Source organism: Pseudomonas sp. MG-9 (assembly GCF_018729515.1).
GTDB classification, from domain to species: Bacteria; Pseudomonadota; Gammaproteobacteria; order Pseudomonadales; family Pseudomonadaceae; genus Aquipseudomonas; species Aquipseudomonas serboccidentalis.
In genome coordinates this window covers 288,517-313,758 of record NZ_JAHHZH010000009.1, presented here as the reverse complement: position 1 = coordinate 313,758, position 25,242 = coordinate 288,517, and the positions used below count along the sequence as shown (strand labels likewise).

The 25,242-nt window shown below is 59.7% G+C and carries 23 protein-coding genes and 2 tRNA genes; 8 read left to right on the top strand and 17 right to left on the bottom strand.

The window, feature by feature from the left end; all coding sequences use genetic code 11:
- Positions 1–138 precede the first annotated feature (138 nt).
- From KKQ10_RS23480 to KKQ10_RS23450, 7 genes are all read right to left on the bottom strand, one after another.
- Positions 139–1,293 carry a Fic family protein gene (locus KKQ10_RS23480; RefSeq protein ID WP_215502394.1) on the bottom strand — a complete coding sequence of 385 codons (1,155 nt, stop codon included), beginning with the start codon at positions 1,291–1,293 and terminating at the stop codon, positions 139–141.
- Between the two features lie 295 nt (positions 1,294–1,588).
- Positions 1,589–1,665 (bottom strand) — tRNA-Met (locus KKQ10_RS23475).
- A gap of 86 nt (positions 1,666–1,751) precedes the next feature.
- Positions 1,752–3,206, bottom strand: a complete 1,455-nt coding sequence (locus KKQ10_RS23470; protein WP_215502393.1) for an amidase — start codon at positions 3,204–3,206, stop codon at positions 1,752–1,754.
- Positions 3,207–3,267: 61 nt separating this feature from the next.
- Entirely contained in the window at positions 3,268–4,314 is a 1,047-nt protein-coding gene (locus KKQ10_RS23465; RefSeq protein WP_215502392.1) for an ABC transporter substrate-binding protein, read from the bottom strand.
- Between the two features lie 27 nt (positions 4,315–4,341).
- Positions 4,342–5,148: an ABC transporter permease gene (locus KKQ10_RS23460; protein WP_007912916.1), complete on the bottom strand. Its 807-nt coding sequence runs from the start codon at positions 5,146–5,148 to the stop codon at positions 4,342–4,344.
- On the bottom strand, positions 5,148–6,068 hold the full coding sequence (locus tag KKQ10_RS23455) for an ABC transporter permease (RefSeq protein WP_127652562.1): 921 nt from the start codon (positions 6,066–6,068) through the stop codon (positions 5,148–5,150). Before KKQ10_RS23455 ends, KKQ10_RS23460 begins: the two co-directional genes overlap by 1 nt.
- 15 nt (positions 6,069–6,083) lie before the next feature.
- A complete protein-coding gene (locus KKQ10_RS23450) occupies positions 6,084–7,202 on the bottom strand; it encodes an ABC transporter ATP-binding protein (RefSeq protein ID WP_215502391.1) in 1,119 nt (372 codons plus the stop codon).
- A 227-nt stretch (positions 7,203–7,429) separates the two neighbouring features.
- On the opposite strand from KKQ10_RS23450, the gene KKQ10_RS23445 reads away from it, so the two are divergent.
- Positions 7,430–8,332, top strand: coding sequence for a LysR substrate-binding domain-containing protein (locus KKQ10_RS23445; RefSeq protein WP_215502390.1), 903 nt, complete (start codon positions 7,430–7,432; stop codon positions 8,330–8,332).
- Here the strand turns inward: KKQ10_RS23445 and KKQ10_RS23440 are convergent.
- Positions 8,325–10,382 carry a methyl-accepting chemotaxis protein gene (locus tag KKQ10_RS23440; protein WP_215502389.1) on the bottom strand — a complete coding sequence of 686 codons (2,058 nt, stop codon included), beginning with the start codon at positions 10,380–10,382 and terminating at the stop codon, positions 8,325–8,327. The two genes, KKQ10_RS23445 and KKQ10_RS23440, sit on opposite strands and share 8 nt — an antisense overlap.
- A gap of 443 nt (positions 10,383–10,825) precedes the next feature.
- Here KKQ10_RS23440 and KKQ10_RS23435 point away from each other — a divergent pair, with 443 nt between their 5' ends.
- Positions 10,826–12,043 carry an MFS transporter gene (locus tag KKQ10_RS23435; RefSeq protein ID WP_215502388.1) on the top strand — a complete coding sequence of 406 codons (1,218 nt, stop codon included), beginning with the start codon at positions 10,826–10,828 and terminating at the stop codon, positions 12,041–12,043.
- Between the two features lie 183 nt (positions 12,044–12,226).
- On the opposite strand, the gene ychF is transcribed toward KKQ10_RS23435, so the two are convergent.
- The 8 genes from ychF to KKQ10_RS23395 form a co-directional block, all read right to left on the bottom strand.
- Positions 12,227–13,327 carry a redox-regulated ATPase YchF gene (gene ychF / locus KKQ10_RS23430; protein WP_127652405.1) on the bottom strand — a complete coding sequence of 367 codons (1,101 nt, stop codon included), beginning with the start codon at positions 13,325–13,327 and terminating at the stop codon, positions 12,227–12,229.
- Positions 13,328–13,349: 22 nt separating this feature from the next.
- Positions 13,350–13,934, bottom strand: coding sequence for an aminoacyl-tRNA hydrolase (gene pth, locus KKQ10_RS23425; protein ID WP_003228164.1), 585 nt, complete (start codon positions 13,932–13,934; stop codon positions 13,350–13,352).
- 171 nt (positions 13,935–14,105) lie between these two features.
- Complete coding sequence (locus KKQ10_RS23420) at positions 14,106–14,708, bottom strand: 50S ribosomal protein L25/general stress protein Ctc (protein WP_215502387.1); 603 nt, start codon at positions 14,706–14,708, stop codon at positions 14,106–14,108.
- Positions 14,709–14,849: 141 nt separating this feature from the next.
- On the bottom strand, positions 14,850–15,791 hold the full coding sequence (locus KKQ10_RS23415; protein ID WP_003171603.1) for a ribose-phosphate pyrophosphokinase: 942 nt from the start codon (positions 15,789–15,791) through the stop codon (positions 14,850–14,852).
- Positions 15,792–15,836: 45 nt separating this feature from the next.
- Positions 15,837–15,911 (bottom strand) — tRNA-Gln (locus KKQ10_RS23410).
- Positions 15,912–15,948: 37 nt separating this feature from the next.
- A complete protein-coding gene (ispE, locus tag KKQ10_RS23405) occupies positions 15,949–16,800 on the bottom strand; it encodes a 4-(cytidine 5'-diphospho)-2-C-methyl-D-erythritol kinase (RefSeq protein ID WP_127652403.1) in 852 nt (283 codons plus the stop codon).
- 2 nt (positions 16,801–16,802) lie between these two features.
- Positions 16,803–17,420 carry a lipoprotein insertase outer membrane protein LolB gene (gene lolB / locus KKQ10_RS23400; protein ID WP_215502386.1) on the bottom strand — a complete coding sequence of 206 codons (618 nt, stop codon included), beginning with the start codon at positions 17,418–17,420 and terminating at the stop codon, positions 16,803–16,805.
- Between the two features lie 3 nt (positions 17,421–17,423).
- The gene (locus KKQ10_RS23395; RefSeq protein WP_127652401.1) at positions 17,424–19,148 is read right to left on the bottom strand and encodes a tetratricopeptide repeat protein; all 1,725 of its coding nucleotides are present in this window, start codon (positions 19,146–19,148) and stop codon (positions 17,424–17,426) included.
- A 317-nt stretch (positions 19,149–19,465) separates the two neighbouring features.
- Between KKQ10_RS23395 and hemA the strand changes: the two genes are divergently transcribed.
- The 6 genes from hemA to KKQ10_RS23365 all read left to right on the top strand — a co-directional run bounded on the left by hemA (position 19,466) and on the right by KKQ10_RS23365 (position 24,826).
- Positions 19,466–20,752, top strand: a complete 1,287-nt coding sequence (gene hemA / locus KKQ10_RS23390; protein WP_127652400.1) for a glutamyl-tRNA reductase — start codon at positions 19,466–19,468, stop codon at positions 20,750–20,752.
- Positions 20,749–21,831, top strand: a complete 1,083-nt coding sequence (gene prfA, locus KKQ10_RS23385) for a peptide chain release factor 1 (RefSeq protein WP_127652399.1) — start codon at positions 20,749–20,751, stop codon at positions 21,829–21,831. Before hemA ends, prfA begins: the two co-directional genes overlap by 4 nt.
- The gene (prmC, locus tag KKQ10_RS23380) at positions 21,832–22,662 is read left to right on the top strand and encodes a peptide chain release factor N(5)-glutamine methyltransferase (protein WP_215502385.1); all 831 of its coding nucleotides are present in this window, start codon (positions 21,832–21,834) and stop codon (positions 22,660–22,662) included.
- The gene (locus KKQ10_RS23375) at positions 22,656–23,411 is read left to right on the top strand and encodes a molybdopterin-synthase adenylyltransferase MoeB (protein WP_215502384.1); all 756 of its coding nucleotides are present in this window, start codon (positions 22,656–22,658) and stop codon (positions 23,409–23,411) included. Before prmC ends, KKQ10_RS23375 begins: the two co-directional genes overlap by 7 nt.
- The gene (gene murI, locus KKQ10_RS23370; RefSeq protein WP_215502383.1) at positions 23,404–24,195 is read left to right on the top strand and encodes a glutamate racemase; all 792 of its coding nucleotides are present in this window, start codon (positions 23,404–23,406) and stop codon (positions 24,193–24,195) included. The genes KKQ10_RS23375 and murI overlap by 8 nt, the downstream gene beginning before the upstream one ends.
- 112 nt (positions 24,196–24,307) lie before the next feature.
- Positions 24,308–24,826: an acyloxyacyl hydrolase gene (locus tag KKQ10_RS23365; protein WP_127652395.1), complete on the top strand. Its 519-nt coding sequence runs from the start codon at positions 24,308–24,310 to the stop codon at positions 24,824–24,826.
- A 92-nt stretch (positions 24,827–24,918) separates the two neighbouring features.
- On the opposite strand, the gene KKQ10_RS23360 is transcribed toward KKQ10_RS23365, so the two are convergent.
- Positions 24,919–25,224, bottom strand: coding sequence for a YkgJ family cysteine cluster protein (locus KKQ10_RS23360; RefSeq protein ID WP_127652394.1), 306 nt, complete (start codon positions 25,222–25,224; stop codon positions 24,919–24,921).
- Positions 25,225–25,242 lie beyond the last annotated feature (18 nt).

Genomic DNA, 25,242 nt, shown 5'->3' with positions numbered 1-25,242 from the left:
ACCTGGATCGAGCCCGTTTCCGACGGCACTTTTTCAACCTGATTTCGTTATTGGTTCAGTCGTATCCGATACTCCGCAGCCAAACCGGCAGGTGGCTAATTCAGCAGGACTTGAATACTGCCGGTTGTAGATCGGCGCTCAGGGGGTTTCCAAAGGGGCAGGTATGAAGCCTTGCTCTCTGAGTGACTTAATGACTCCCCGAATCAGATAGTTATTGGAAAATCCAATCGTGTACTGCCTCGCTCCGGGGGTAAGCGGTAAAAGCATTCCCTGATCCACCAGTTTTTTGATCAAGTAGGTCCGTTGATTGCTCGAGTGTTTAGGGAGTACAGCAGCTATATCCGCAGATTTCACTATCTTCAGTTTAATCGCGGCAGAGAGCACCAGTTCCTCTGTTTCGGTGATCCATTCGCGTTCCCGTGCAAAGGCGATAGCTGGGACGAGAATGCACTTGGTGAGATAAGAATAATTGGTGAGGCGGTCGACCTTTTCAAGCTCATCGCGAATGCCTTGCAACACATACGTACACCATTGCTCCAAACCTTCCTTTGTTCCCTTGTCAGCTGTTGCGAGCATTGAGTAGTAGTGTTCACGGTCGTTGCAGAACACGGCCGTAGGATTCAAGACGCGACCGCCCGTATTGACGTTGAAGCCGTATTTCATCAGTAACGCGTAGGTGAGCAGTCTTACCACGCGGCCATTGCCATTACCGAACGGGTGTATCCATCCAAATCTATGGTGAGCCAGCGCGACCTTCATCAGGTCGTATTTGGGAGAGTCCTTGCGGTTAACGAATTCGACAAGCTCCTCCATGTATGCCTGAATCTGGATGAAGTCGGGCGGCAGATGATCGGATTGCGAAATCCGCACGCCACTGTTGCGGTATGCACCTGGCGTTTTGTCGCCCTCGCGCTGTAGGTTGTCGACGGTCATCGCGTGTAGCTCACGGATCGTACGTTCGGTCAGTTCTGCGCCCGGTGCCATGATCTGCTCGATGTAATCCATCGCATTCTCGATATTGGCTACCTCACGAAGCTGGTCAGTTTCGTGGGCCTTCCCTTCCACTTTGCTCTCAATGTAGTCCGCCAAGGTTGTGTGGTTGCCCTCAATACGCGCGGAGCCGAGGCTTTCCAAGGCATGGAACAGTGACTTGAGTTGGTGGAACACCTGTGGCGGCGTATCGCCTTCGAGTCGCAGACGACGTAGGTGCTCCAGTTCGCTCAAAACATCCACCAGGTCAGAGTCAAAGGAGGGATTGAGCAGCGCCAGGTCGTGATGGAAAAACTCGGCCATGATAACAATTATCTCAAGTATTGTTTTTGATTATCTTGAACTTTCTATTGGGAAAAGCCCGTATTAATTGGATAAAGGCTGAAGTGTGAGGTTAGCATTATCTTGAATTTGATATTTGCTTATGTGAAAAAAGGCGAAGTGCAAACTGTAAGAAAGTCTGACTGATGAGGTACTGCGAGCCCACTGATCCAATCGAAAGGGCTGAAGATAGACGTTTTGTAGGTGGGTAACCGGAGGGGGGATTATTGCAGGCATAAAAAAACGGCCTACCTTTCGGTAAGCCGTTTTTAGTACTTGGTGGCTACACAGGGACTTGAACCCCGGACCCCAGCATTATGAATGCTATGCTCTAACCAACTGAGCTATGTAGCCAAGTGGCGCGCATTATTCCCCTGAAATGGAAAAGCGTCAAGCGTAAATTTAAAAATTTTTTCTACGCTTTCAACCGTTTATCAAAATCATGAGCCGAGCAGCGGCGAAGGGCTGCGTTGGAACCAGCGGCTGGCCTGCTCATAAGCATGCGCCAGTTGCAGAACCGCGAAGTCCGCCTGATGCCGGCCGATGATCTGCAACCCCATCGGCAACCCCTGTGCATTGAAGCCGGCCTGAACGCTCGCCACCGGGCAACCGGACAACGTGCCGGGAATCACCACCTCCATCCAGCGATGATAGGTGTCCATACTGACGCCCTCGATAGCGGTCGGCCAAGGCTGGGCCTTGTCGAACGGGAACACCTGGGCGCTGGGCAGCAGCAGGTAATCGTATCGTTCGAACAGTCGCGAGATCGCCCGATACCAATCGCTGCGCACCACCGAGGCGGCGAACACTTCACTGGCCGAAAGCTTCAAGCCGTTTTCCACTTCCCAGATCGCTTCCGGTTTCAACAACGCGCGTTTTTGTGGATCGGCGTAGGTCGCGCCCAAAGACCCCGCGACCATCCAATGACGCAGCGTCCGCCAACTGCTCCACAGCCGCTCAGGCGCGAACCCAGACTCAGCCGACTCAACGTGACAACCCAGACTCTCAAAATCGGCAAAGGTCTTCTCACACAGCGACAGCACACCGCTCTCCATCGGCAGGTAACCGTTGAAGTCCCCCAGCCATCCCAACCGCGTGCCTTTGAAGTCACGCTCCAGCGGCGCGGCAAATGCCTCGCCCGACTCACTGATCGACAATGGTGCCCGCGCATCGCCCCCGGCCTGCACCGACAGCAACAGCGCCGCATCCCTCACGCTGCGTGCCATCGGCCCTTCGTGGCCCAATTGATCGAAAAACAGATCAGCGCTGTCATCAAACGGCACACGCCCCTGCGACGGTCGAAAACCAAAGATGTTGTTGAACGCCGCCGGATTACGCAGCGACCCCATCATGTCGCTGCCATCCGCCACTGGCACCAGATGCATCGCCAGCGCTGCCGCCGCGCCACCGCTGCTGCCACCTGCGGTTTTGCTCGGGTCGTACGCGCAAGCGGTCGCACCAAACAACGGGTTATAGCTCTGCGAACCGAGGCCGAATTCCGGGGTGTTGGTCTTGCCGATGATGATTGCGCCGGCAGCCTTGATCCGCTCGACCATGATGCCGTCGCGCTCGGGCATGAAGTCCTTGAACAGCGGCGAGCCAAGCGTGGTGCGGATGCCTTGGGTCAGCGACAGATCCTTGATCGCGTGGGGCAGGCCATGCATCCAGCCGCAGTATTCGCCACGGGCCAGCTCGGCGTCGCGCGTATCGGCTTGAGCCAACAGACTTTCCGGTGATTGCAGGCTGATCAGCGCATTCACCAACGGGTTGAAGCGGTCGATGTGGGCAAGGTAAGTCTGCATCACTTCGCGGCAGGAAACCTGGCGCAGGCGGATGCGTTCGGCGAGCTCATGGGCCTGCAGCAGGACCAGTTCGCTGATGTTATTGGAGTTCATGACAACGGCGCCTTTCAGACGGCTGGAAAAACGCCCCGCCAGTTCGACGGGGCGGCAGGGATCAACGCATCAGGTTGGTCCAGAGACGGTCGGCCAGACGGATCGCGCCTTCACCGCAGGTCTTGCTGAACATCACGTTGGTGCCCTCGGGAATGTGCAATTCCGGCGCGTCCTTGAGCGCCGCATCGAGGAACGGCTCCACGCCTTTGATCGGGCTCTGGTGCTTGAGGAAGTTCTGCGTCATCGCCGAGTTTTCCGGCTGGCTGAGGAAGGCGATGAACGCCTTGGCATTCGCCGGGTTCTTGCTGCCGGTGGGGATGACCATGTTGTCGACCCAGGCCAGTACGCCTTCTTTCGGGTACAGGTATTTCAGCGTCGGTTTCATCTCCCGGGCGCGCATCGACGAGCCGCCCCAGAACATCGACATGTCGATTTCACCCGAAGCGAGGTTCTCGCGGATCGAGCCGGCCTTGGAACTGTAAGTCTTCACGAACGGCTTTTGTGCCTTGAGCAGCGTCAGCACTTGCTGCATCTGTTTCGGGTCTTCGCTGCACAGCGGAATGTTCAGGTAAAGGCTGGCCATGTCGACCATGTCGCTGACCGAATCGAACATGTTGATTCGCCCCTGCAGCTCGGCTGGCGGCTCGTACAAAACTTTGTAGCTGTCGGCCGGGCCTTTGTAGCGCGCACTGTCGAGCACGACGCTGGTGGTACCCCAGATGAACGGCACTGAATACGCGCCTTCCGGATCCCAGCTCGGCTTTTTCAGGTTATCCACAACACTGGCGTAGTAGGGCTCTTTGACCGGATCGAAGCGCTCCAGCAGGTTTTCCTTGATCAGGATCGGGATGAACTGGTGCGAGGGAATCGCCACGTCATACCCGGCGCCGCCCTGTTTCAGTTTGGCCAGCAGGGTCTCGTTGGAATCGTAGGAATCGACGGTGACTTCGATGCCGGTCTGCTTCTGGAACTTGGCGAGAATCTCCGGCGAGAAGTAACCACTCCAGCTCACCACGTTGAGTTTTTCCGCGGCCTGAACACTGCCGGTCATGACCAGCGGCACAGTCAGGAACAACGAAGTGCCGACGCTTTTTATCCACTTGCTCATGCGATTTCCCCACAGTTCTTGGAAGGTTCAGGCGTTCTTTTTGCCCAGCAGGTAAGAGAGGCTGACGAACAGCACCGAGACGCCCAGGATCAGGGTCGAGACGGCGTTGACGTCGGGTGTCACGCCCATGCGCAACAGGCCGAAGATGAAGATCGGCAGGGTCGTGGTGCCGGCCTGCGAGACCATCATCGAGATCACGAAGTTATCCAGCGAGACGATGAAGGCCAACATCAGCCCGGAGAAAATCCCCGGCATCAGCAGCGGCAGGGTGACCTTGCGAAAGGTTCGCCACGGGCCGGCATAGAGGTCGGCCGAGGCTTGTTCCAGCGACAGGTCCATGTCGTTCAGCCGCGCACGGATCGGCAGGTAGGCGAACGGAATGCAGAACACCGTGTGCGCGATGATCAGGTTGCCGTAACCCAGCGACAGGCCAATGGTCGAGAACAGCGCCAGCGTCGCCACACCGACGACAATTTCCGGCAGCACCAGCGGCAGCATGATCGCGCCCATCGACAAGTGCAGGCCCTTGAATTTCGCGCCGCGCGAAGTACCGAGGGCGGCGAGGGTGGCAATTGCCGTGGCGATCATGCTTGCGCAGACCGCGATCAACAGGCTGTTGCCGGCCGCCTGGCGCAAGGCCTGATTGGCGAACGCGGCGCGATACCAGTCGAGGCTGAAACCGGTCCACACCGTCGCCGACTGGTTGGCGTTGAACGAGAACACCACCAGCACCACGATCGGCGCGTACAGGTACAGATAGAACAGGAAACTGAAGCCGCCGAAGCCGGGGAAGTCCTGCACACCCAGCCCTTTGCGTTTGAATAGCGCGAGCATTACGCACCTCCCTTGGCGATGCGCTGGCGCTCGGCGCGCAGGGCATACACGGTCAGCACCAACATCACCGCGGCCATCAGCACCAGCGACAACGCCGCGCCGAATGGCCAGTTACGCGCATCGCTGAACTGCCGGAAAATCAGGTTGCCGAGCATCATCCGCGTGCCGCCGCCGAGCAGTTCCGGGGCGATCATCGCGCCCAGGCACGGCACGAAGGTGAGGATGGCGCCGGCGAGAATCCCCGGTTTGGCGATCGGCAACACCACTTTGCGCAAGGTCCGCACGCGCCCTGCATACAGGTCCTGAGCCGCTTCGAGCAGGCGAATATCCATCTTTTCCAGCGTCGCGTAGATCGGCAACACCACGAACGGCGCGTAGGTGTAAACCAGCCCCAGCAGCACCGCGCCGTCGGTGTACAACAACTGCAACGGTTCATGGATGACGCCCATGCCCAGCAAACTGTTGTTGATCACCCCGGTGTTGCGCAGCAGCAGAATCCACGCGTAGGTGCGGATCAGCAGGTTGGCCCAGAACGGCACGGTGATCAGAAAGATCAGCAAACCACGCCGATGCGCTGGCTGCATCGCCAGCCAAACGGCCACCGGAAATCCGATCAGCAACGTGATGACCGTGGTCAGGCCGGCGATGCCCACCGAACGCAGGGCGATGATCAGGTAGGAATCGGCGAACGCGAGGCTGTCGTCCATTTGCCGTTCGAACAGCAACGAGGTGTAGGCGTCGCTGCTGAAGACTTTGTTGACCCCGCCGTAGGGGTTGGCTTCCATCAGCGAATAGCCGATGACGATCAGGATCGGCACCAACAGAAACAGGCCGATGGCGACCAGTGCCGGGCTGACTCCGAGAAAACTCTGGAAGGCCTTGCGGCGCTCCAGCGTGTTGGCAATCGGTAAGGCGTGCATGGCAACTCCTCGGGCTCAATCGTGCAGGACGCTGGCGCTTCCACGGTCGAACAGCAGACCGGCCTGGCTGCCGACGGCAAAGCGCAGGTTCTGGTCGACGCTGTTGGGTGTGCGCACGGTGAGACGCGAACCGTCGCCGAGGCTGACCTGATATTGCAGGTCGGTGCCCAGATAAATCTGCGCTTCGACCCGGCATGGCAGCGCGGCCTCGGTCGCGGCGGGCACCAGGTGCAGGCGCTCGGGGCGTACCGACAAGGTCACGCTGACGCCGACCGCCACGTCGCTGCACGGTTGCGCCGGCAGCGGATGCCCGGCCGGCCCGGCGAACCAGGCCATGCCATCCTCGACTTTTGTGACCGTGCCCTGAATGAAGTTGGTTTCGCCGATGAAGTCGGCGACGAAGCGATTGCGCGGGCGTTCGTAGATGTCTTCCGGGCGGCCGACCTGCTGTACTTCGCCTTCGGACAGCACGGCGATGCGGTCGGACATGGTCAGCGCTTCTTCCTGGTCGTGGGTGACGAAGATGAAGGTGATGCCGGTCTTGGCCTGAATGCTTTTCAGCTCTTCGCGCATGGCCTGGCGCAGCTTGAGGTCGAGTGCCGACAGCGGCTCATCCAGCAGCAGGACTTTCGGATGCGGTGCCAAGGCGCGGGCCAGCGCTACACGTTGTTGCTGGCCGCCGGACAACTGCGCCGGCTTGCGATTGGCGAAGCGCTCCATCTGCACCAGCGCGAGCATCTCGCGCACGCGCTCGGCGATCTGCGCTTTGTTCAGCACTTTGCCCATCGGCTGCGATTCGAGGCCGAAGGCCAGGTTCTCGGCGATGGTCATGTGCGGGAACAGCGCGTAATGCTGGAACACCGTATTGACCGGACGCTGGAACGGCGGGCGGTCGGCGATGTTTTCGCCGTAGAGCAGGATTTCGCCCTGAGTGGGAAATTCAAAGCCGGCGATCATCCGCAGCAGCGTGGTCTTGCCGCAGCCGGACGGGCCGAGCAGGGTGAAGAATTCGTTGTCGCGAATGTCCAGGTCGATGTTTTTCAACGCCACCGGACCGGTGTTTGGATCACCGTAAACCTTGCGCACCGAGCGGATGGACACCGCCAGCGTTTGCAGCGAATGCAGGGCATTCATGCGTTACCTCCGATTCCCCCATCGCCTGCGATTGCGCTGCAAGTCAGCCAATCAGTCGGGCCATGGATATTATTTTTCTGGGCAGGATCGAGATTGCGTACGGGGTGAAACCAGCTGTTTTTTTATTCTGCTGTGGCTCGATTATCAGCGAGGGGTTGCGCGGGGCGAAACTTCAATTTAAACATGGCAGGTGTTAGTTAATTTAATAGCCAAAGGTGCCAGGAATCATGCCCGACCACCGTTTGCCGCCGCTCAACGCGGTGCGTGCATTTGATGCCGCCGCCCGTCTGGGCAGCTATGTCGAGGCCTCGAAAGCCCTGCACGTGACCCAGCCGGCGATTGGCCGGCACGTGAAGTTGCTCGAGGACTGGCTGGGCATTCAGCTGTTCGAACGTACCTCGCGCGGGGTCAACCTGACACCGGCGGGGGAGAAGTACCACCGCAAGATCGCCGCCGCCCTGCAGTTGATCATCGAAGCCGGCAACGAGGCGCAACCCAAGGACGCCGAGCGCTGGTTGCGGATCATGGTAGTACCGGGTTTTGCCAAGCGCTGGTTGATGCCACGGATCGAAGCGATGCGCCATTTGCGGCCGGGTTTGAAGTTCGCCATCGAGCCGAACTCGACCTTCACCGAAGTCGATGGCAAGAGCGCCGATCTGGGGATCGTCTACGGCCTCGACGGGCAGTACGCCGACTCACGTGAGGCGCTGATCTGCCCGCGCGTGTTTCCGATCTGCACCCCGCAATACCTCGCCAGTATCGGGCCTGTGAACGGCCCGGCGGATCTGGTCCGCCACGAGTTGATCCACGTCGATGACGGCGAATGGTGGAACCTGTGGTTCGCTGCTCATGACCTGGATATTCACCTCAACTCCGACATGCTCTACGTCAACAACGATCACGCGCTGTCGGTGGCCGAGAGCGGGCAGGGCATCGCGCTGGCCAACGAAGTGCTGGTTCGCGAGGAACTCAAATCCGGCAAATTGGTGCGCGCCGTGGACGCTCAGGTGAAGCTCGAAAGCTACCGGGTACTGACGCCGTCCGCCGAGCTCTCGGCGGATGTGGCGTGGTTTATCCAGTGGCTCAAGACCGAGCTGGAAGCGGACTTCCCCGAAGCATTGATCAACTGAGGCGGAAGCGTGCGGTGTTGTCGCTCAGGGCCTTGCTGCCCTGACTCAGGGTGTCCGCCGCCAGATTCACCGCCCGCGCGCCTTCAAGCAGACGCACAGCCGCCTGATCGACCTGCTGGATATTGCCGCTGACTTCATCGGCGGTACTCGCCTGTTCCTCGACCGCCGTGGCGATCTGCGCCAGGGTGTCGGTGACGCTCTGCACTGCGCTGGCAATCTCGCCCAGACGCTCACCCAGACCGGTCACGGCCTCGGCATCCGACTGCGCCTGGCCGCACGCCGCTTCCATCAGGCTCACCGCCTCGTTGACCGTGGCGCGCAGGCTGTCGACCGTGCCGGCGATCTGCGCGGTCGATGACTGAGTGCGTTGCGACAGGCTGCGTACTTCATCGGCGACCACGGCAAAACCGCGACCCTGTTCGCCGGCGCGCGCGGCCTCGATCGCGGCGTTGAGCGCCAGCAGGTTGGTCTGCTCGGCCACGCCACGAATGGTGTCGACCACCAGTTGAATCTGCTGCCCCTGTTCGCTGACTCGACCGAGTGCGGCGGCGGTTTCGTTCAAGCGTTGATTGAGCTGCTGAATGCTCGCGGTGGTGCGCTGACTGTCACGGCTGCTGTCGGCGGCGATGCGTCGGGTGTGTTGAGCGCTGCCGGAGGCCTGTTCGCAGCTCTGTGCCACGCCTTGGGAGGTCGCGGCCAGTTGCGTGGCAGCGGCGGCGATCTGGCTGATCTGCAACTGCTGCGCCTCGACTTCACTCAGCGCGCCGCTGGAATGATCGTTGAGGCTGCGCACGGCGTGACTCAGTTGCGAGGTTTCGTGATCGACCCCGAGCATGCTGGTGCGCAATTGCACCACGGCGACGTTGAGTGCGGTGCTGATCGCCGCCAGCTCATCGCGGCCCACCACCGGCACTTGCAGGCTGAGGTTGCCGTCGCGCAGGGCTTCGGCGAGCAGGGTGATGCCGCTGGCGCTGCGGCGGATCGAGGCTTGCAGGCAGACGAACAGATACAAAGCCGCCAGCAGCAGGCAACCGAACACGGCGGCGACCACAATGAACTGGCGAATCGCCGAAGCGTGGTAGGCGTCCAGGCGCTGATCCAGCGACAGCAGCGATTGCTGGCGCAACGAGGCGAGATCGCCGAGCAGTGCGTCGAGGCTGCGTTCGAAGTCTTCGGGCTTGAGGGTGATGCTGCCGCCGAACACGCCGTCATCCAGCACCTTCAGGCCGGCATCGAGGCGCTTGAGGTTGTCGTGATATTGGCCGGCCCAGGACTGCAAGTCGCTCGGCAGCCGTGCTTCGAGCAAACTGGCGGTTTTCACCAGTTGCTCGCGGGCGTCGCCGATGCGACTGCGCAAATCGCGCAATTGCAGGCGGCTTTGCAGGGTGAACTGGCCCGAGACTACCGAAGCCTGACCGACAGCGGTGAGGCGGCCGACGCGCTCGATCAGGTCCGGCGCGTGCTGCGTGGAGATCTGCGTCAGCAGGTAGGTTTCCAGCCACGGCGCGAGGGTCAGGCGGTTGTCCATGACGATCTGCTCACGCAAGGCTTGCAGGGCGCTGAGGGCGTTGGTGAAACGCTCATAACCGTCCGGCCACCAGCCGACGCTGCTGAGGCTTTTCGAATCCAGACCGCCGAGTGCGGTTTGCAACGCTTGATAGCGGGCAAGGGTTTCACCTTCGGCACCTTCCTTGCTCAGCGCATTGCCCAGATCACTGGTGGCTTGCACGAGGGCCGGTTGCACGGCGTCGAATGCAGCCATGGCGGCGAGAGTGGCCGGGGTCGGCTGGCGATTGGTTTCGGTGGCGCGCCAACGGGCGGCGCGGTCACGTTGGGCGGCGAGCAGGTTGTCCAGCGCGTCGAGGCTGAGCAACTGGCGCACGCCGGCGCGTTCGCCGGAAATCAGGTTGAGCTTGGCGCGGTAGTCCTGGCCGATCATCAACAGGCTGCCGGCCAACGGCAGAATGAACAACAGAAACAACAGCTGGAATTTACGCGCGAAGCCAAACCGCCCCAGCAATTTGATCCCCGGTGACAAGAAAGCCTGCATGCCTCATGACTCCTCTGGACACCACGCACTAATGGCGTGCATCGCGGTCGTGCAAACCGGGATGTTGTGCCCTGCTAAAAGGCCTCGAAAGTTCACTCTCGCCCGCTCTGTAGGCCGGCTCTGTAGCGAAACTTCCCATTCTCGGCGACCTTTGTAAGGCCGCCGCGTTCGGGGGAGAAGCAAGGCAAGATTCAGACCATGGCGTTGCGCTATCACCTTTAAGAACAACGCGCTCCCTCTGTAGGAGCTGCCGAAGGCTGCGATCTTTTGATCTTTGTTTTTAAGATCAAGATCAAAAGATCGCAGCCTTCGGCAGCTCCTACAGGGATTGATCTGTGATTCAGTTGGTTAGTTAGCTGGCTAAGAGGATGGCGCAGACGCACCGAAAAATGGCACATTGGCGCACCTGCCTGCGCGCACCCATCTGCTGTACGGAAATCTCCATGGCTATCAGCAACGTTCAGACCGCCGCTGCCTCGGCGCCCGCTGCTCCGCAAAGCAGTCCACTGGTGATGCGCATCATCGGCGCCGTGGCGCTGGCGCATTTGATCAACGACCTGATTCAGTCGGTGCTGCCGTCGATCTACCCGATGCTCAAGGCCAACTATGGCCTGAGCTTCACCCAGGTCGGGCTGATTACCCTGACCTTCCAGTTGACCGCGTCGTTGTTGCAGCCGTGGGTCGGTTATCACACTGACCGTCATCCGAAACCGTGGCTGCTGCCGGCGGGCTCCATTTGCACGCTGATCGGCATCGTGATGATGTCGGTGGTTGGCAGTTTCCCGTTGATTCTGCTGGCGGCGGCGCTCATCGGCATTGGCTCCTCGACCTTTCACCCCGAGGCTTCGCGGATTGCGCGGCTGGCTTCGGGCGGACGCTTTGGTCTGGCGCAATCGACCTTCCAGGTGGGCGGTAACGCCGGTTCGGCGTTCGGGCCGTTGCTGGCGGCGGCGATCATCATTCCGTTCGGCCAAGGCAATGTGGCGTGGTTCGGCCTGTTCGCGGTGTTCGCGTTGTTTGTGCTGTACCGCATCAGTCGCTGGTACGCCCATCACCTCAACCTGTTCAAGCTCAAGGCCGGCCAGGCGGCGACTCACGGGTTATCGAAGGGCAGGGTGACCAGTGCGCTGGTGGTGCTGGGGCTGTTGGTGTTTTCCAAGTATTTCTACATGGCCAGCCTCACGAGCTATTTCACCTTCTATCTGATCGAGAAGTTCGACCTGTCGGTCGCCAGCTCGCAGTTGCACCTGTTTCTGTTTCTCGGCGCCGTAGCAGCGGGCACGTTTTTCGGTGGGCCGATTGGCGACAAGATCGGGCGTAAGGCGGTGATCTGGTTTTCGATCCTCGGTGTGGCACCGTTCACGCTGCTCATGCCTCACGTCGATCTGTTCTGGACCACCCTCCTCAGCGTGTTGATCGGCTTCATCCTCGCCTCGGCGTTCTCGGCGATTGTGGTGTACGCGCAGGAACTGGTGCCGGGCAACGTCGGCATGATCGCCGGGGTGTTCTTTGGTTTGATGTTTGGTTTCGGCGGGATTGGTGCGGCACTGCTCGGGCACCTGGCGGATGTACACGGGATTGAGTACGTGTATTTCCTGTGTTCGTTCCTGCCGTTGTTTGGCGTGTTGGCGATCTTCTTGCCGCGTACCAAGAAGGCCTGATTCCACGTAATTCCAATTGTAGGAGTGAGCCTGCTCGCGATAGCGGTGTGTCAGTTGCGGTTGATTTAACTGACACTCCGCTATCGCGAGCAGGCTCACTCCTACAGGGGGGAATCTGTTGGCCATAAATCGCAGGCACAAAAAAGCCGCGTATCAAACGCGGCTTTTTCTTGGGCGTAACGCTTACACGTTGAAGCGGAAGTGCATCACGTCGCCGTCTTTAACGATGTAATCCTTGCCTTCCAGACGCCATTTACCGGCTTCTTTGGTACCGGCTTCGCCCTTGTACTGGATGAAGTCGTTGTAGGCGATCACTTCGGCGCGGATGAAGCCTTTCTCGAAGTCGGTGTGGATCACGCCGGCCGCTTGTGGTGCGGTGGCCCCGACGCGGACGGTCCAGGCGCGGACTTCTTCGACACCGGCGGTGAAGTAGGTCTGCAGGTGCAGCATTTCGTAGCCGGCGCGGATCACGCGGTTCAGGCCAGGCTCTTCCAGGCCCAGGGCCTCGAGGAACATGTCCTTCTCTTCACCGTCGTCGAGCTCGGCGATTTCCGCTTCGATCTTGTTGCAGACTGGAACGACCATGGCGCCTTCTTCTTCGGCGATGGCCTTGACCACGTCCAGATGCGGGTTGTTCTCGAAACCGTCTTCAGCCACGTTGGCGATGTACATGACCGGTTTGGTGGTCAGCAGGTGGAAGCCTTTGATCACGGCCTTTTCGTCAGCGCTCATGTTCTTCATCAGGCTGCGCGCAGGCTTGGCTTCGGTGAAGTGCGCGATCAACTGCTCCAGCAGGCCTTTCTGAACCACGGCATCCTTGTCACCGCCCTTGGCGTTGCGCGCGACTTTCTGCAGTTGCTTCTCGCAGCTGTCGAGGTCAGCGAAGATCAGTTCCAGGTCGATGATCTCGATATCGCGTTTCGGGTCGACGCTGTTGGACACGTGGATCACGTTGTCGTCTTCGAAGCAGCGCACCACGTGAGCGATGGCGTCGGTTTCACGGATGTTGGCCAGGAACTTGTTGCCCAGGCCTTCACCTTTCGAGGCGCCGGCCACCAGACCTGCGATGTCGACGAACTCCATGGTGGTCGGCAGGATGCGCTTCGGATTGACGATGGCCGCCAGAGCGTCCAGACGCGGATCCGGCATCGGCACGATGCCGCTGTTCGGCTCGATGGTGCAGAAGGGGAAGTTCTCGGCCGCGATACCGGATTTGGTCAGGGCGTTGAACAGGGTGGACTTGCCGACGTTAGGCAGGCCGACGATGCCGCAATTGAATCCCATGGTGTTTCCCCTCGGATTAGAGTCAGGCCTTCTGGCTGTGCAGGTTTTTCATCGCGCGGTTCCATTCACCGGCGAGGATATCCGGCAGCACGCCGAGGGCAAAGTCGATGCTGGCATCGAGTTTTTCCTGTTCGGCGCGTGGCGCACGACCCAGGACGAAATTTGAAACCATACTGGCGACACCCGGGTGGCCGATGCCAAGCCGCAGGCGGTAGAAAGTATTCTGATTGCCCAGTTGCGCAATGATGTCGCGCAACCCGTTGTGACCGCCATGGCCGCCGCCCTGCTTGAGCTTGGCAACGCCCGGAGGCAAGTCGAGTTCGTCGTGCGCCACGAGGATTTCTTCAGGCTTGATGCGGAAGAAACCGGCGAGTGCCGCCACGGCCTGGCCGCTGCGGTTCATGTAGGTGGTGGGAATCAGCAGACGAACATCCTGACCCTGATGCGAATAGCGCCCGGTCAGGCCGAAATATTTGCGATCGGCCACAAGGTTCACACCTTGCGCGGCGGCGATGCGCTCAACAAAAAGGGCCCCTGCGTTATGCCGGGTCTGTTCGTATTCAGCGCCTGGATTTCCCAGGCCAACGATCAGTTTGATGGCGGTCACGATAGGGGCCCTTCCTTGGAGTGGTGGATAACATCGCCGCGATCAGGGAAAGCGGCGAAAGTGGACGAAAATTGCTCATTTACCATGAATGTAAACTCCGCGTTCTCGCCCGCTTTCTCGCTACGTTCCAGTCCGCGATGTTACTTGCTCACTCAGGCATAACAGAGTGAATTACTCTGCTGCGCCTTCTTCGGTAGCTTCTGGAGCAACACGTGGAGCGTGGACGTTGGCAACAGCCTTGTCATCGCCGTGTGCCAGAGCAACGAACTCAACGCCTTTAGGAGCTTTGAGGTCCGACAGGTGAATGATCGAACCGATTTCAGCGTTAGCCAGGTCGACTTCGATGAACTCAGGCAGATCTTTTGGCAGGCAGGAAACTTCGATCTCGGCAACAACGTGCGAGATTTCGCCGCCTTTCTTCACTGGAGCAGCTTCGTTGACGAAGTGCACAGGAACGATAGCGGTCAGTTTCTGGCCAGCTACAACGCGTACGAAGTCAGCGTGCATCACGTGGCCTTTGGCCGGGTGACGTTGCAGAGCTTTGATGACGACGTTCTGTTTCTTGCCACCAACGTTCAGCTCGATGATGTGGCTGTAAGCCGCTTCGTTTTCGAGCAGTTTGGCAACTTCTTTGGCCAGCATGCTGATGGATTCAGGGGCTTTGTCGCCACCGTAAACAACAGCTGGAACCAGGGCGGCGAGACGACGCAGGCGGCGGCTCGCACCTTTCCCCAGGTCGGAACGCACTTCAGCATTCAGAGTAAAATCGTTCATTTTGTATCTCCAAAATAGCCATGACCGAGTGGCGTTTGCGACCAGCGCCAAACACGGTATGGGCAAAAAAGCCCCGCCCCGACAGGAATGCCGGGGCGGGGCGCTTTTCGTCAACGAGACATTTCGAGAAGGGCAGGGCCCTTAACGGAACATCGCGCTGATCGATTCTTCATTGCTGATGCGGCGAACCGCTTCGGCAACAACCGGTGCGATATCCAGTTGACGGATACGTGCACAGGCTTGTGCGGCAGCGGACAGCGGGATGGTGTTGGTCACCACTAGCTCGTCCAGCACGGAATTTTCGATATTCTCGATGGCCCGACCCGACAGCACTGGGTGTGTGCAGTAGGCAAAGACCTTGGCTGCGCCATGCTCTTTCAAGGCCTTGGCCGCGTGGCACAGAGTGCCGGCGGTATCGACCATGTCATCGACCAGAATGCAGGTACGCCCTTCGACATCACCGATGATATGCATCACTTCAGAGTGATTGGCTTTCTCACGGCGTTTGTCGATGATCCCGAGATCCACGCCCAGGGATTTGGCAACGGCACGTGCACGCACGACGCCACCAATGTCCGGGGACACGATCATCAGGTTTTCGAAGCGCTGATCTTCGATGTCATCCACCAGAACCGGGGAGCCGTAGATGTTATCTACCGGAATATCGAAGAAACCCTGAATCTGGTCAGCATGCAGATCAACCGTGAGAACACGGTCGATGCCGACTACGGTAAGCATGTCAGCAACGACTTTCGCGCTGATAGCCACACGTGCGGAACGCGGACGGCGATCCTGACGGGCATAACCAAAATAAGGAATAACAGCAGTGATACGAGTAGCCGAGGAGCGGCGGAAGGCGTCAGCCATCACTACCAGTTCCATCAGGTTATCGTTGGTCGGAGCGCAAGTCGGCTGAATAATGAAAACGTCTTTACCGCGAACGTTTTCATTGATCTCGGCAGTAATTTCGCCGTCGGAGAACTTACCGACAGAGATGTCACCGAGAGGGATATGCAGCTGACGTACAACACGCCGAGCCAGATCGGGGTTAGCGTTCCCCGTAAAGACCATCATCTTGGACACGCGCAGTACCTAGAAGCTGAGGGTAACCTGGATGAGTAAAGAAAATGGCAGGGGCGGCTGGATTCGAACCAACGCATGGCAGGATCAAAACCTGCTGCCTTACCGCTTGGCGACGCCCCTGTATCTGTTGCTTCAAGTGCCTGGCACTTGATTCCTTTTAGAGCAGACTTTGCAGCTTGCGATGCAACATCGAAACGTTGCTTCCTTTTGCTACAAACCCTGTAAGGGTCTCTGTCAGAAGGGCCGAGACTTTATCAGCTTCAGCTTTGCTTGGGAAGCCCCCAAACACACAACTTCCAGTTCCGGTTAGTTTTGCTTCGGTAAATTTACCTAACAAATCCAATGCGTTACGTACCTCTGGATAACGCCTTGCAACCACCGGCAAGCAGTCATTTCGACTGTTTCCCTCGGGAACGGGGCGCACTTTAATGGGCGGCGTGTTACGTGTCAACAAAGGATCGGAAAAAATTTCTGCCGTACTTACAGAGACTTGCGGCACGAGCACCAGATACCACGGTTCTTCGGGGTCGACCGGGGTCAGTTTCTCACCCACGCCTTCGGCAAATGCCGCGTGACCACGGACGAAAACCGGGACGTCGGCACCCAGTGTCAGGCCCAGTGCAGCGAGGCGATCCTCATCCCAGCCCAGTTGCCACAAGTGATTGAGACCGAGCAGGGTAGTGGCCGCATTCGAACTGCCGCCGCCGATGCCTCCGCCCATGGGCAGCACTTTATCAATCCAGATGTCGATACCGAGGGTGCAGCCGGATTGTGCCTGGAGCATTTTTGCCGCGCGCACGATGAGGTTACTGTCGTGGGGCACACCGGCGAATTCGGTGTGCAGACGAATCACGCCGTCATCACGCACGGCGAAAGTGATTTCGTCGCCGTAATCGACGAACTGAAACAGCGTCTGCAGTTCGTGATAGCCGTCTTCGCGGCGACCGAGAATGTGCAACATCAGATTGAGCTTGGCCGGCGACGGCAGCGTCAGGCGTGGAGCGCTCATGCTTACTGCCCCAATTTACGCGGTTGCCAGGTCTTGATCACCAGCGTCACGTCCAGGTCGGTGCCGTGCAGTTTGATCCGCTCGGGCAGCCAGTAACCGTTCTGCTCGGCGTAGCTGAGGTACTCGACCTGCCAGCCATCCTGTTCCAGATTGGCCAGACGGCTGTCGTTATCGAGGGTCAGACGGCTTTTGCTGCTTGGCGCCGGCAGGCCGCGGACCCACCAGGCCAGATTCGACACCGGCAGTTTCCAGCCGAGTTGCTCTTCGAGTAGCGCTTCCGGCGACTCGGAGTCATAGCGACCCTGATTGGCGACTTCCAGCGAGACCTTGCCCGGACGCCCGGTCAGGCGTGCCGCGCCACGACCCAGCGGGCCGGACAGACGAATGTCGTAATAGTCCTGGCGCTGCAGCCAGAACAGCGTGCCGCTACCGGAATCTTTCGGTGCGCGGATGCCGATCTTGCCGTCGATCTGCCAGCCGTCGAGGCCGGTCAGCTGTTGTTTGTTCGCGGCCCATTGAGCCGGACTGCCGTGGCCCTCGACCGATTCGCGAGCGCCGAAGCCCGCGCAACCGGCGAGCAGGGCGATGAAGCTGAAAACAATGACGTGGCGCAAAAACATGAGTTAAAGAGTCTCGGATCCGGTCAGGCGCTTGATGGTGCTGCGCAGGATGGTGCTGTCGGGCTGATCCTTGAGGAACTTGCCCCAGATTTGCTTGGCTTCACGCTGATTACCCTTGGTCCACAGCACTTCGCCCAGGTGCGCGGCGACTTCGTGGTCAGGGAAACGCTCCAGCGCCTGACGCAGATATTTCTCGGCGTCGTCCAGATTGCCCATGCGGAAGTTCACCCAGCCGAGGCTGTCGAGTACCGCCGGATCTTCCGGATTGATCTGGTGCGCCTGTTCGATCAGCGCCTTGGCTTCCGCATAGCGGGTGGTGCGATCGGACAGGGTGTAACCCAGGGCGTTGAGCGCCATGGCGTTGTCCGGGTCACGCTTGATGATCAGACGCAGGTCTTTTTCCATCTGCGCCAGGTCATTGCGTTTTTCCGCGAGCATGGCCCGGGTGTAGAGCAGATTCAGGTCATCCGGGTATTGCAGCAGGGCTTGCTGCAAGACTTTCCAGGCCTTGTCGTCGTGTTTGTTGGCCGACAGGGTTTCGGATTCGATCAGGTACAGCTGGATCGCGTAATCCGGTTGCGCGTCGCGCTCGGTTGCCAGTTTGCTTTGCGCTTCGGCGGTCTTGCCGTTGTTCATCAGGATATCGGCCTGACGCAGTTGCGCCGGCAGATAGTCATTGCCCGGGCCGACCTGGGCGTATTCGATCAGCGCGCCCTGCGGGTCGTTGCGCTCTTCAGCGATGCGACCGAGGTTCAGGTGCGCTGAATCGACGTGGCTTTCCCGGGCGATCAGGTCTTCCAGATAACCCTTGGCCTCGTCCCAGGCCTTGGCTTCCAGGCACACCAGCGCCAGCGAGTAACGCAGTTCGTCGTCTTCGGGGTATTGCTGAACGAGGGTGGAGAACTCGACCTTGGCGTCGTCCATCCGGTCCTGTTCGACCAGCGTGCGCGCATAGGTCAGGCGCAGGCGCTTGTCGTCCGGGTATTTCTTGATGCTTTTGCGCAGCAGCGGCAGGGCTTCGTCGCCACGATTCATGGTTTGTAGCAGGCGCGCGCGCAGCAGAATCGGTGCGATCTCGCCTTCTTCCGGCGGGTTGTCTTCGAGCAGGGTCAATGCGGCTTTATTGTCGCCGTCCTGTTGCAGCAGCAGAGCCTTGCCGAAAATCAGCTGACTGTTCTTCGGGTGGCGCTGCAGCAGACGGTCGAAACTTTTCATCAGACCGTTGCGGGTTTCCTGATCGGTGTCGGCTGCCGACAGCGCGAGGAAGTCGAAATGGGTGTCGCCCTTGCCCTGCAGGACTTTCTCCATATAGACCATGGAGTCATCATAACGCCCGGCGCGGGCCAGTTGCACGGCGGCGGCGCGTTGCGCTTCGAGGTCGTCGGGGGCGTTTTTTGCCCAGATCAGCGCGGTATCCAGCGCAGGCTGGTCGGCGCCCAGGTATTCGGCGATGCGGAACGCGCGCTCGGAAACACCTGGATCCTGGGTATTGATGGCCTGGGTCACGTAGTTGTCCAGGGCAATGTCGAAGCGATTGCGCTGGCCGGCGAGTTCGGCGCTCAACAGACTGAAAACGGTTTCCTCGCTGAACGAGCTGTAAACCTTGGGCTTTTCAGGCGTGGGCGTGGTGTCTTCGACCGGCGGAGTACCGTCCGGCGAAACGGGGGCCAAGGCCTGGCAGCCGCTGAGGAAGACAAAAGCAAGGAGCAACGCGGAAGATCTATTCATATAGGAGAAGGACGACTAACCTGCGGTCGGATCATCATGACACAAGCCTTCGGCCAAACATAACCGCTCAGGCAATTTACGCTATCCCCTGTAGGAGCTGCCTCAGGCTGGGATCTTTTGATCTTGCTTCTGATTCGCAAAAACCAGAATCAAAAGATCGCAGCCTGCGGCAGCTCCTACGGGGGACGATGTGTACATGAACGAGAATGGATCGCAGCAGGCAGTGGATACAATAAGGGCGATAGATATCCAATAGTTGTTCTGGATCTGACGAAGTAGGACAATTGCCGGCTTCACGTCACCATCAGCGACCTTGAATGGCCTTCCTTGCACTCGGTATTAACCACAAGACTGCTTCAGTAGACGTCCGCGAGCGCGTGGCCTTTACCCCTGAGCAGCTGGTTGAGGCCTTGCAGCAGCTCTGCCGACTCACCGACAGCCGCGAAGCTGCGATCCTCTCCACCTGCAATCGCAGTGAGCTTTATATAGAACAGGACCAGCTTTCAGCTGATCTCGTGCTGCGCTGGCTGGCTGACTATCACCATTTAAGCCTCGATGAGCTGCGCGCGAGTGCCTATGTGCACGAAGATGATGCGGCAGTTCGTCACATGATGCGTGTCGCCTCCGGGCTCGACTCGCTGGTGTTGGGCGAACCGCAGATTCTCGGTCAGATGAAATCGGCCTACGCCGTGGCCCGCGAGGCCGGCACCATCGGCCCGCTGCTGGGACGGCTGTTTCAAGCGACGTTCAATGCCGCCAAACAGGTGCGCACCGATACCGCCATTGGCGAAAACCCGGTGTCCGTGGCGTTTGCCGCGGTCAGCCTGGCCAAACAGATTTTCAGCGACCTGCAACGCAGCCAGGCCCTGCTGATCGGCGCCGGCGAGACCATCACCCTGGTCGCCCGCCATTTGCATGAGCTGGGGGTCAAGCGCATCGTGGTCGCCAACCGTACGCTGGAGCGCGCCAGCCTGCTGGCCGAGCAGTTTGGCGCCCACGCGGTGCTGCTCTCGGACATTCCGGCGGAGCTGGTGCGCAGCGATATCGTGATCAGTTCGACCGCCAGCCAGTTGCCGATCCTCGGCAAGGGCGCGGTGGAAAGTGCGCTGAAGCAGCGCAAGCACAAGCCGATCTTCATGGTCGACATTGCCGTACCGCGAGACATCGAGCCGGAAGTCGGCGAACTCGACGACGTTTACCTCTACAGCGTCGACGATCTGCACGAAGTGGTCGCCGAAAACCTCAAGAGTCGCCAGGGCGCAGCCCAGGCGGCCGAAGAGATGGTTTCGGTCGGCGCCGACGATTTCATGGTGCGCCTGCGTGAGCTGGCGGCGGTCGATGTGCTCAAGGCCTATCGGCAACAGAGCGAACGCCTGCGTGACGAAGAGCTGCAAAAAGCCCTGCGTCTGCTGGCCAACGGCGGCAACGCCGAAGAGGTGCTCGGGCAACTGGCCCGCGGCCTGACCAATAAACTGTTGCATGCGCCCAGCGTGCAACTGAAAAAGCTTTCTGCCGAAGGCCGCCTCGATGCGCTGGCCATGGCCCAGGAACTCTTTGCCCTCGAGGGCTCACCGGATAGCTTTTCGGATAAAAAACCGCAATGAAAGCGTCACTGCTCAATAAGCTGGACATCCTCCAGGACCGTTTCGAGGAACTGACCGCGTTGCTCGGCGACGGCGAAGTCATTTCCGATCAAACCAAATTCCGTGCCTATTCCAAGGAATACGCCGAACTCGAGCCGGTCGTACAAGCGTATAAAAAGCTGCTCGGCGTACAAAGCGATCTTGAAGGCGCGCAGGCGCTGCTCAAGGACAGCGACCCGGACATGCGTGAAATGGCCGTGGAAGAAGTGCGCGAAGCCAAAGAGTTGTTGATCACGCTGGAATCCGACCTGCAACGCATGTTGTTGCCCAAAGATCCGAACGACGGGCGCAACGTGTTCCTCGAAATCCGCGCCGGCACTGGTGGCGACGAGGCGGCGATCTTCTCTGGCGACCTGTTCCGCATGTACTCGCGTTACGCCGAGCGTCGTGGCTGGCGCGTGGAAATCCTGTCGGAAAACGAAGGCGAACACGGTGGCTATAAAGAAGTCATCGCCCGCATTGAAGGCGACAACGTTTACGGCAAGCTGAAATTCGAATCCGGCGCGCACCGCGTACAACGTGTACCCGCTACCGAATCCCAGGGCCGTATCCACACCTCGGCCTGCACCGTGGCGGTGTTGCCCGAGCCGGACGAGCGCGAAGCCATCGAGATCAACCCGGCGGATTTGCGCGTCGACACCTACCGCTCCTCCGGGGCCGGTGGTCAGCACGTCAACACCACCGACTCGGCGATCCGCATCACCCACATACCGACCGGCACCGTCGTCGAGTGTCAGGAAGAACGTTCCCAGCACAAGAACCGTGCGCGGGCGATGGCGTGGCTGGCGGCCAAGCTCAACGATCAGCAGACCGCTGCGGCGGCCAATGCGATTGCCAGCGAGCGTAAATTGCTCGTCGGTTCCGGTGATCGTTCCGAGCGCATCCGTACTTACAACTTTGCCCAGGGCCGGGTCACAGACCATCGCGTCAACCTGACCCTGTACTCCCTTGACGAAATTCTCGCCGGTGGCGTTGAAGCGGTGATCGAGCCTTTGCTGGCCGAGTACCAGGCCGACCAACTTGCAGCGATAGGTGAATAAATGACCATCATTGCCAGCCTGTTGCGCGCCGCCGAACTGCCGGACTCGCCCACGGCGCGTCTGGATGCCGAGTTGCTGCTGGCGGCGGCACTGGGCAAACCGCGCAGTTTCCTGCACACCTGGCCTGAGCGCATTGTGCCCAGCGAAGCGGTGCTGGTTTTTACCGAGTACCTGCAGCGACGTCGCAGCGGTGAGCCGGTGGCCTACATCCTCGGTCAGCAGGGTTTCTGGAAACTCGACCTGGAAGTCGCGCCGCACACCCTGATTCCACGTCCCGACACTGAATTGCTGGTCGAAGCCGCGCTGGAACTGCTGGCGGCAACGCCGGCGACAGTTCTTGATCTGGGCACCGGCAGCGGCGCGATTGCCCTGGCCCTGGCCAGTGAACGCCCGGCGTGGAAGGTCACGGCGGTGGATCGCGTGCTGGAGGCCGTGGCCCTCGCCGAACGCAATCGCCAGCGCTTGAATCTGAGCAACGCCACGGTGCTGAACAGCCACTGGTTCAGCGCTCTCGAAGGCCAGCGCTTCAATCTGATTATCAGCAACCCGCCGTACATCGCTGCCGCCGACCCGCATCTGGTCGAAGGCGATGTGCGCTTCGAACCGGCCAGCGCACTGGTCGCCGGTGTCGACGGGCTCGACGATCTGCGCCTGATCGTCGCCCAGGCCCCGGGCCATCTTGAAGCCGGTGGCTGGCTGATGCTCGAACACGGCTATGATCAAGCCGAGGCCGTGCGCGATCTGTTGCTGACCCACGGTTTCGAAGAAGTCCACAGCCGTACCGATCTGGGCGGCCATCAACGGATCAGCCTGGGGCGTCTGCCGTGCTGAATGATCAGGAATTGCTGCGCTATAGCCGGCAGATTCTGCTGCAACACATCGATATCGACGGGCAACTGAAGCTCAAGGACAGCCGCGTGCTGATCGTCGGCCTTGGCGGTCTCGGCGCGCCGGTTGCGCTGTATCTGGCAGCGGCCGGTGTCGGTGAGCTGCACCTGGCGGATTTCGACACGGTCGATCTGACCAACCTGCAACGCCAGATCATCCATGACACCGACAGCGTCGGCATGAGCAAGGTCGACTCGGCGCTCAAGCGTCTGAGCGCGATCAATCCCGAGATTCAACTGGTTGCCCATCGCCAGGCGCTGGACGCGGACTCGCTGGCCGCCGCGGTGACAGCGGTGGATCTGGTGCTCGACTGCTCCGACAATTTCTCCACCCGCGAAGCGGTCAACGCCGCCTGCGTGGCGGCGTGCAAACCCTTGGTCAGTGGTGCGGCGATTCGCCTGGAAGGGCAGTTGTCGGTGTTTGACCCGCGCCGCCCGGAAAGTCCGTGCTACCACTGCCTGTACGGGCATGGCAGCGAGGCCGAGCTGACCTGCAGCGAAGCCGGTGTGGTCGGGCCACTGGTAGGGCTGGTCGGCAGTCTGCAGGCGCTGGAAGCGTTGAAGGTGCTGGTCGGCTTCGGCGAACCGCTGGTGGGTCGCTTGCTGCTGATCGATGCCTTGGGCTCGCGCTTCCGTGAATTGCGGGTCAAGCGCGACCCGGGTTGCAGTGTCTGTGGTTCGAACCATGCGTGAAGCACCGATCGCGGTGTTCGATTCCGGTGTCGGCGGCTTGTCGGTATTGGCCGAGATCCAGCGTTTGCTGCCCCATGAGTCACTGCTGTATTTCGCCGATTGCGGGCACATTCCCTACGGCGAGAAATCCCCCGAGTTCATCCGCCAGCGTTGTAACGTGATGGCCGGATTTTTCCGCGAGCAGGGTGCCAAGGCCCTGGTCATTGCCTGCAACACCGCCACGGTGGCGGCTGTTGCCGATCTGCGCCGGGATTTTCCCGACTGGCCGATCGTTGGCATGGAGCCGGCGGTCAAACCCGCTGCCGCCGCCACTCGTAGTGGCGTGGTCGGCGTGCTCGCCACCACCGGCACGTTGCAGAGCGCCAAGTTCGCCGCGTTGCTCGACCGGTTCGCCACGGATGTGCGAGTCATCACCCAGCCGTGTCCCGGTCTGGTTGAGCTGATTGAAAGCGGTGATCTGCACAGCGCCGAGTTGCGCGCATTGCTCAAACACTATGTCGATCCGCTGCTGGCCAACGGTTGCGACACGATCATCCTGGGCTGCACCCACTATCCGTTTCTCAAGCCGATGCTCAAGACGATGATCCCCGAGAGCATCAGTCTGATCGACACCGGTGCCGCCGTTGCCCGCCAATTGCAGCGGCTGCTGGCCGAACGAGACCTGCTCGCCGAGGGGCCGAACCGCCCGGTCAGATTCTGGACCAGCGCCAACCCCGAGTCCTTTCGCAAGACCCTGCCCCTGCTGGGCCAAGTTGCCGGTGACGTCGAAAAATTCACCTTGTAAAAAAAGTGTGAAATATCTAAAAAGTCAGCTGAACTTCTGATCAAGCGCTGATTTCTATACGGCTGAGTTACTTAGAAAACCAAACGATCGTTCCGGAAAAGGAAGTTTCAACGTGAAGCGACTATTCTGCTTGGCCGCGATTGCGGCTGCACTGATGGGGCAAAGTTTTACCGCACAAGCGGCAGGCGTCGAGTTTGCGGTGGGTGCGACCAGCGATTCGACGATGACGTATCGCCTGGGCATGAATTTCGATTGGGACAAGAGCTGGCTGCAAAGTGACGTCGGTCGCCTGACCGGATACTGGAGCGGTGCTTACACCTATTGGGAAGGCGACAAGACCTCCAGCAACAACAGCCTGTCGTTCTCGCCGGTATTCGTTTACGAGTTCGCCGGCCAGTCGGTCAAACCGTATGTTGAAGCGGGGATTGGTGTGGCAGCGTTCTCCAACACCCACTATGAGAACAACAACCTCGGCGGCTCTTTCCAGTTCGAAGACCGTTTCGGTTTTGGTCTGCGCTTTAATGGCGGGCATGAAGTCGGGATTCGTGCAACGCACTATTCCAACGCCGGCCTGGCCAGCAGTAACGATGGTGTAGAAAGCTACTCGCTGCATTACACGATGCCGCTGTAAAAAAGATCAAAAGATCGCAGCCTTCGGCAGCTCCTACAGGAGAAATCATTCCCATGCAGGAGCTGCCGAAGGCTGCGATCTTTTGCTTTAAATCAGCGGTAGGCCGTGGCAATGCCTTTGCGTTCTTCAATGCATTCCGGCGCGCCCATTTCGAATTCGCGACAGATCAGCGGACGTTTCTCGTAGATCGTGCACATCATGCTGTCGCGATCCAGCGCCGCGCACCAGCCGTCGTCCAGACGCAGCATGACTTCTCCGCCCCACTCATCGGTATCGATAAAGCGCTCAGGCACGCCGGTGTCGGTGATCAGCATCACTTCGAGCTGACAGCAGCACGCTGCGCAGGTTGAGCAGGTGACCGCAGGTTCGGCGATTTGATGGTGGGGAATGGTTTTCATGGCGGCAGTGTAAGGCAG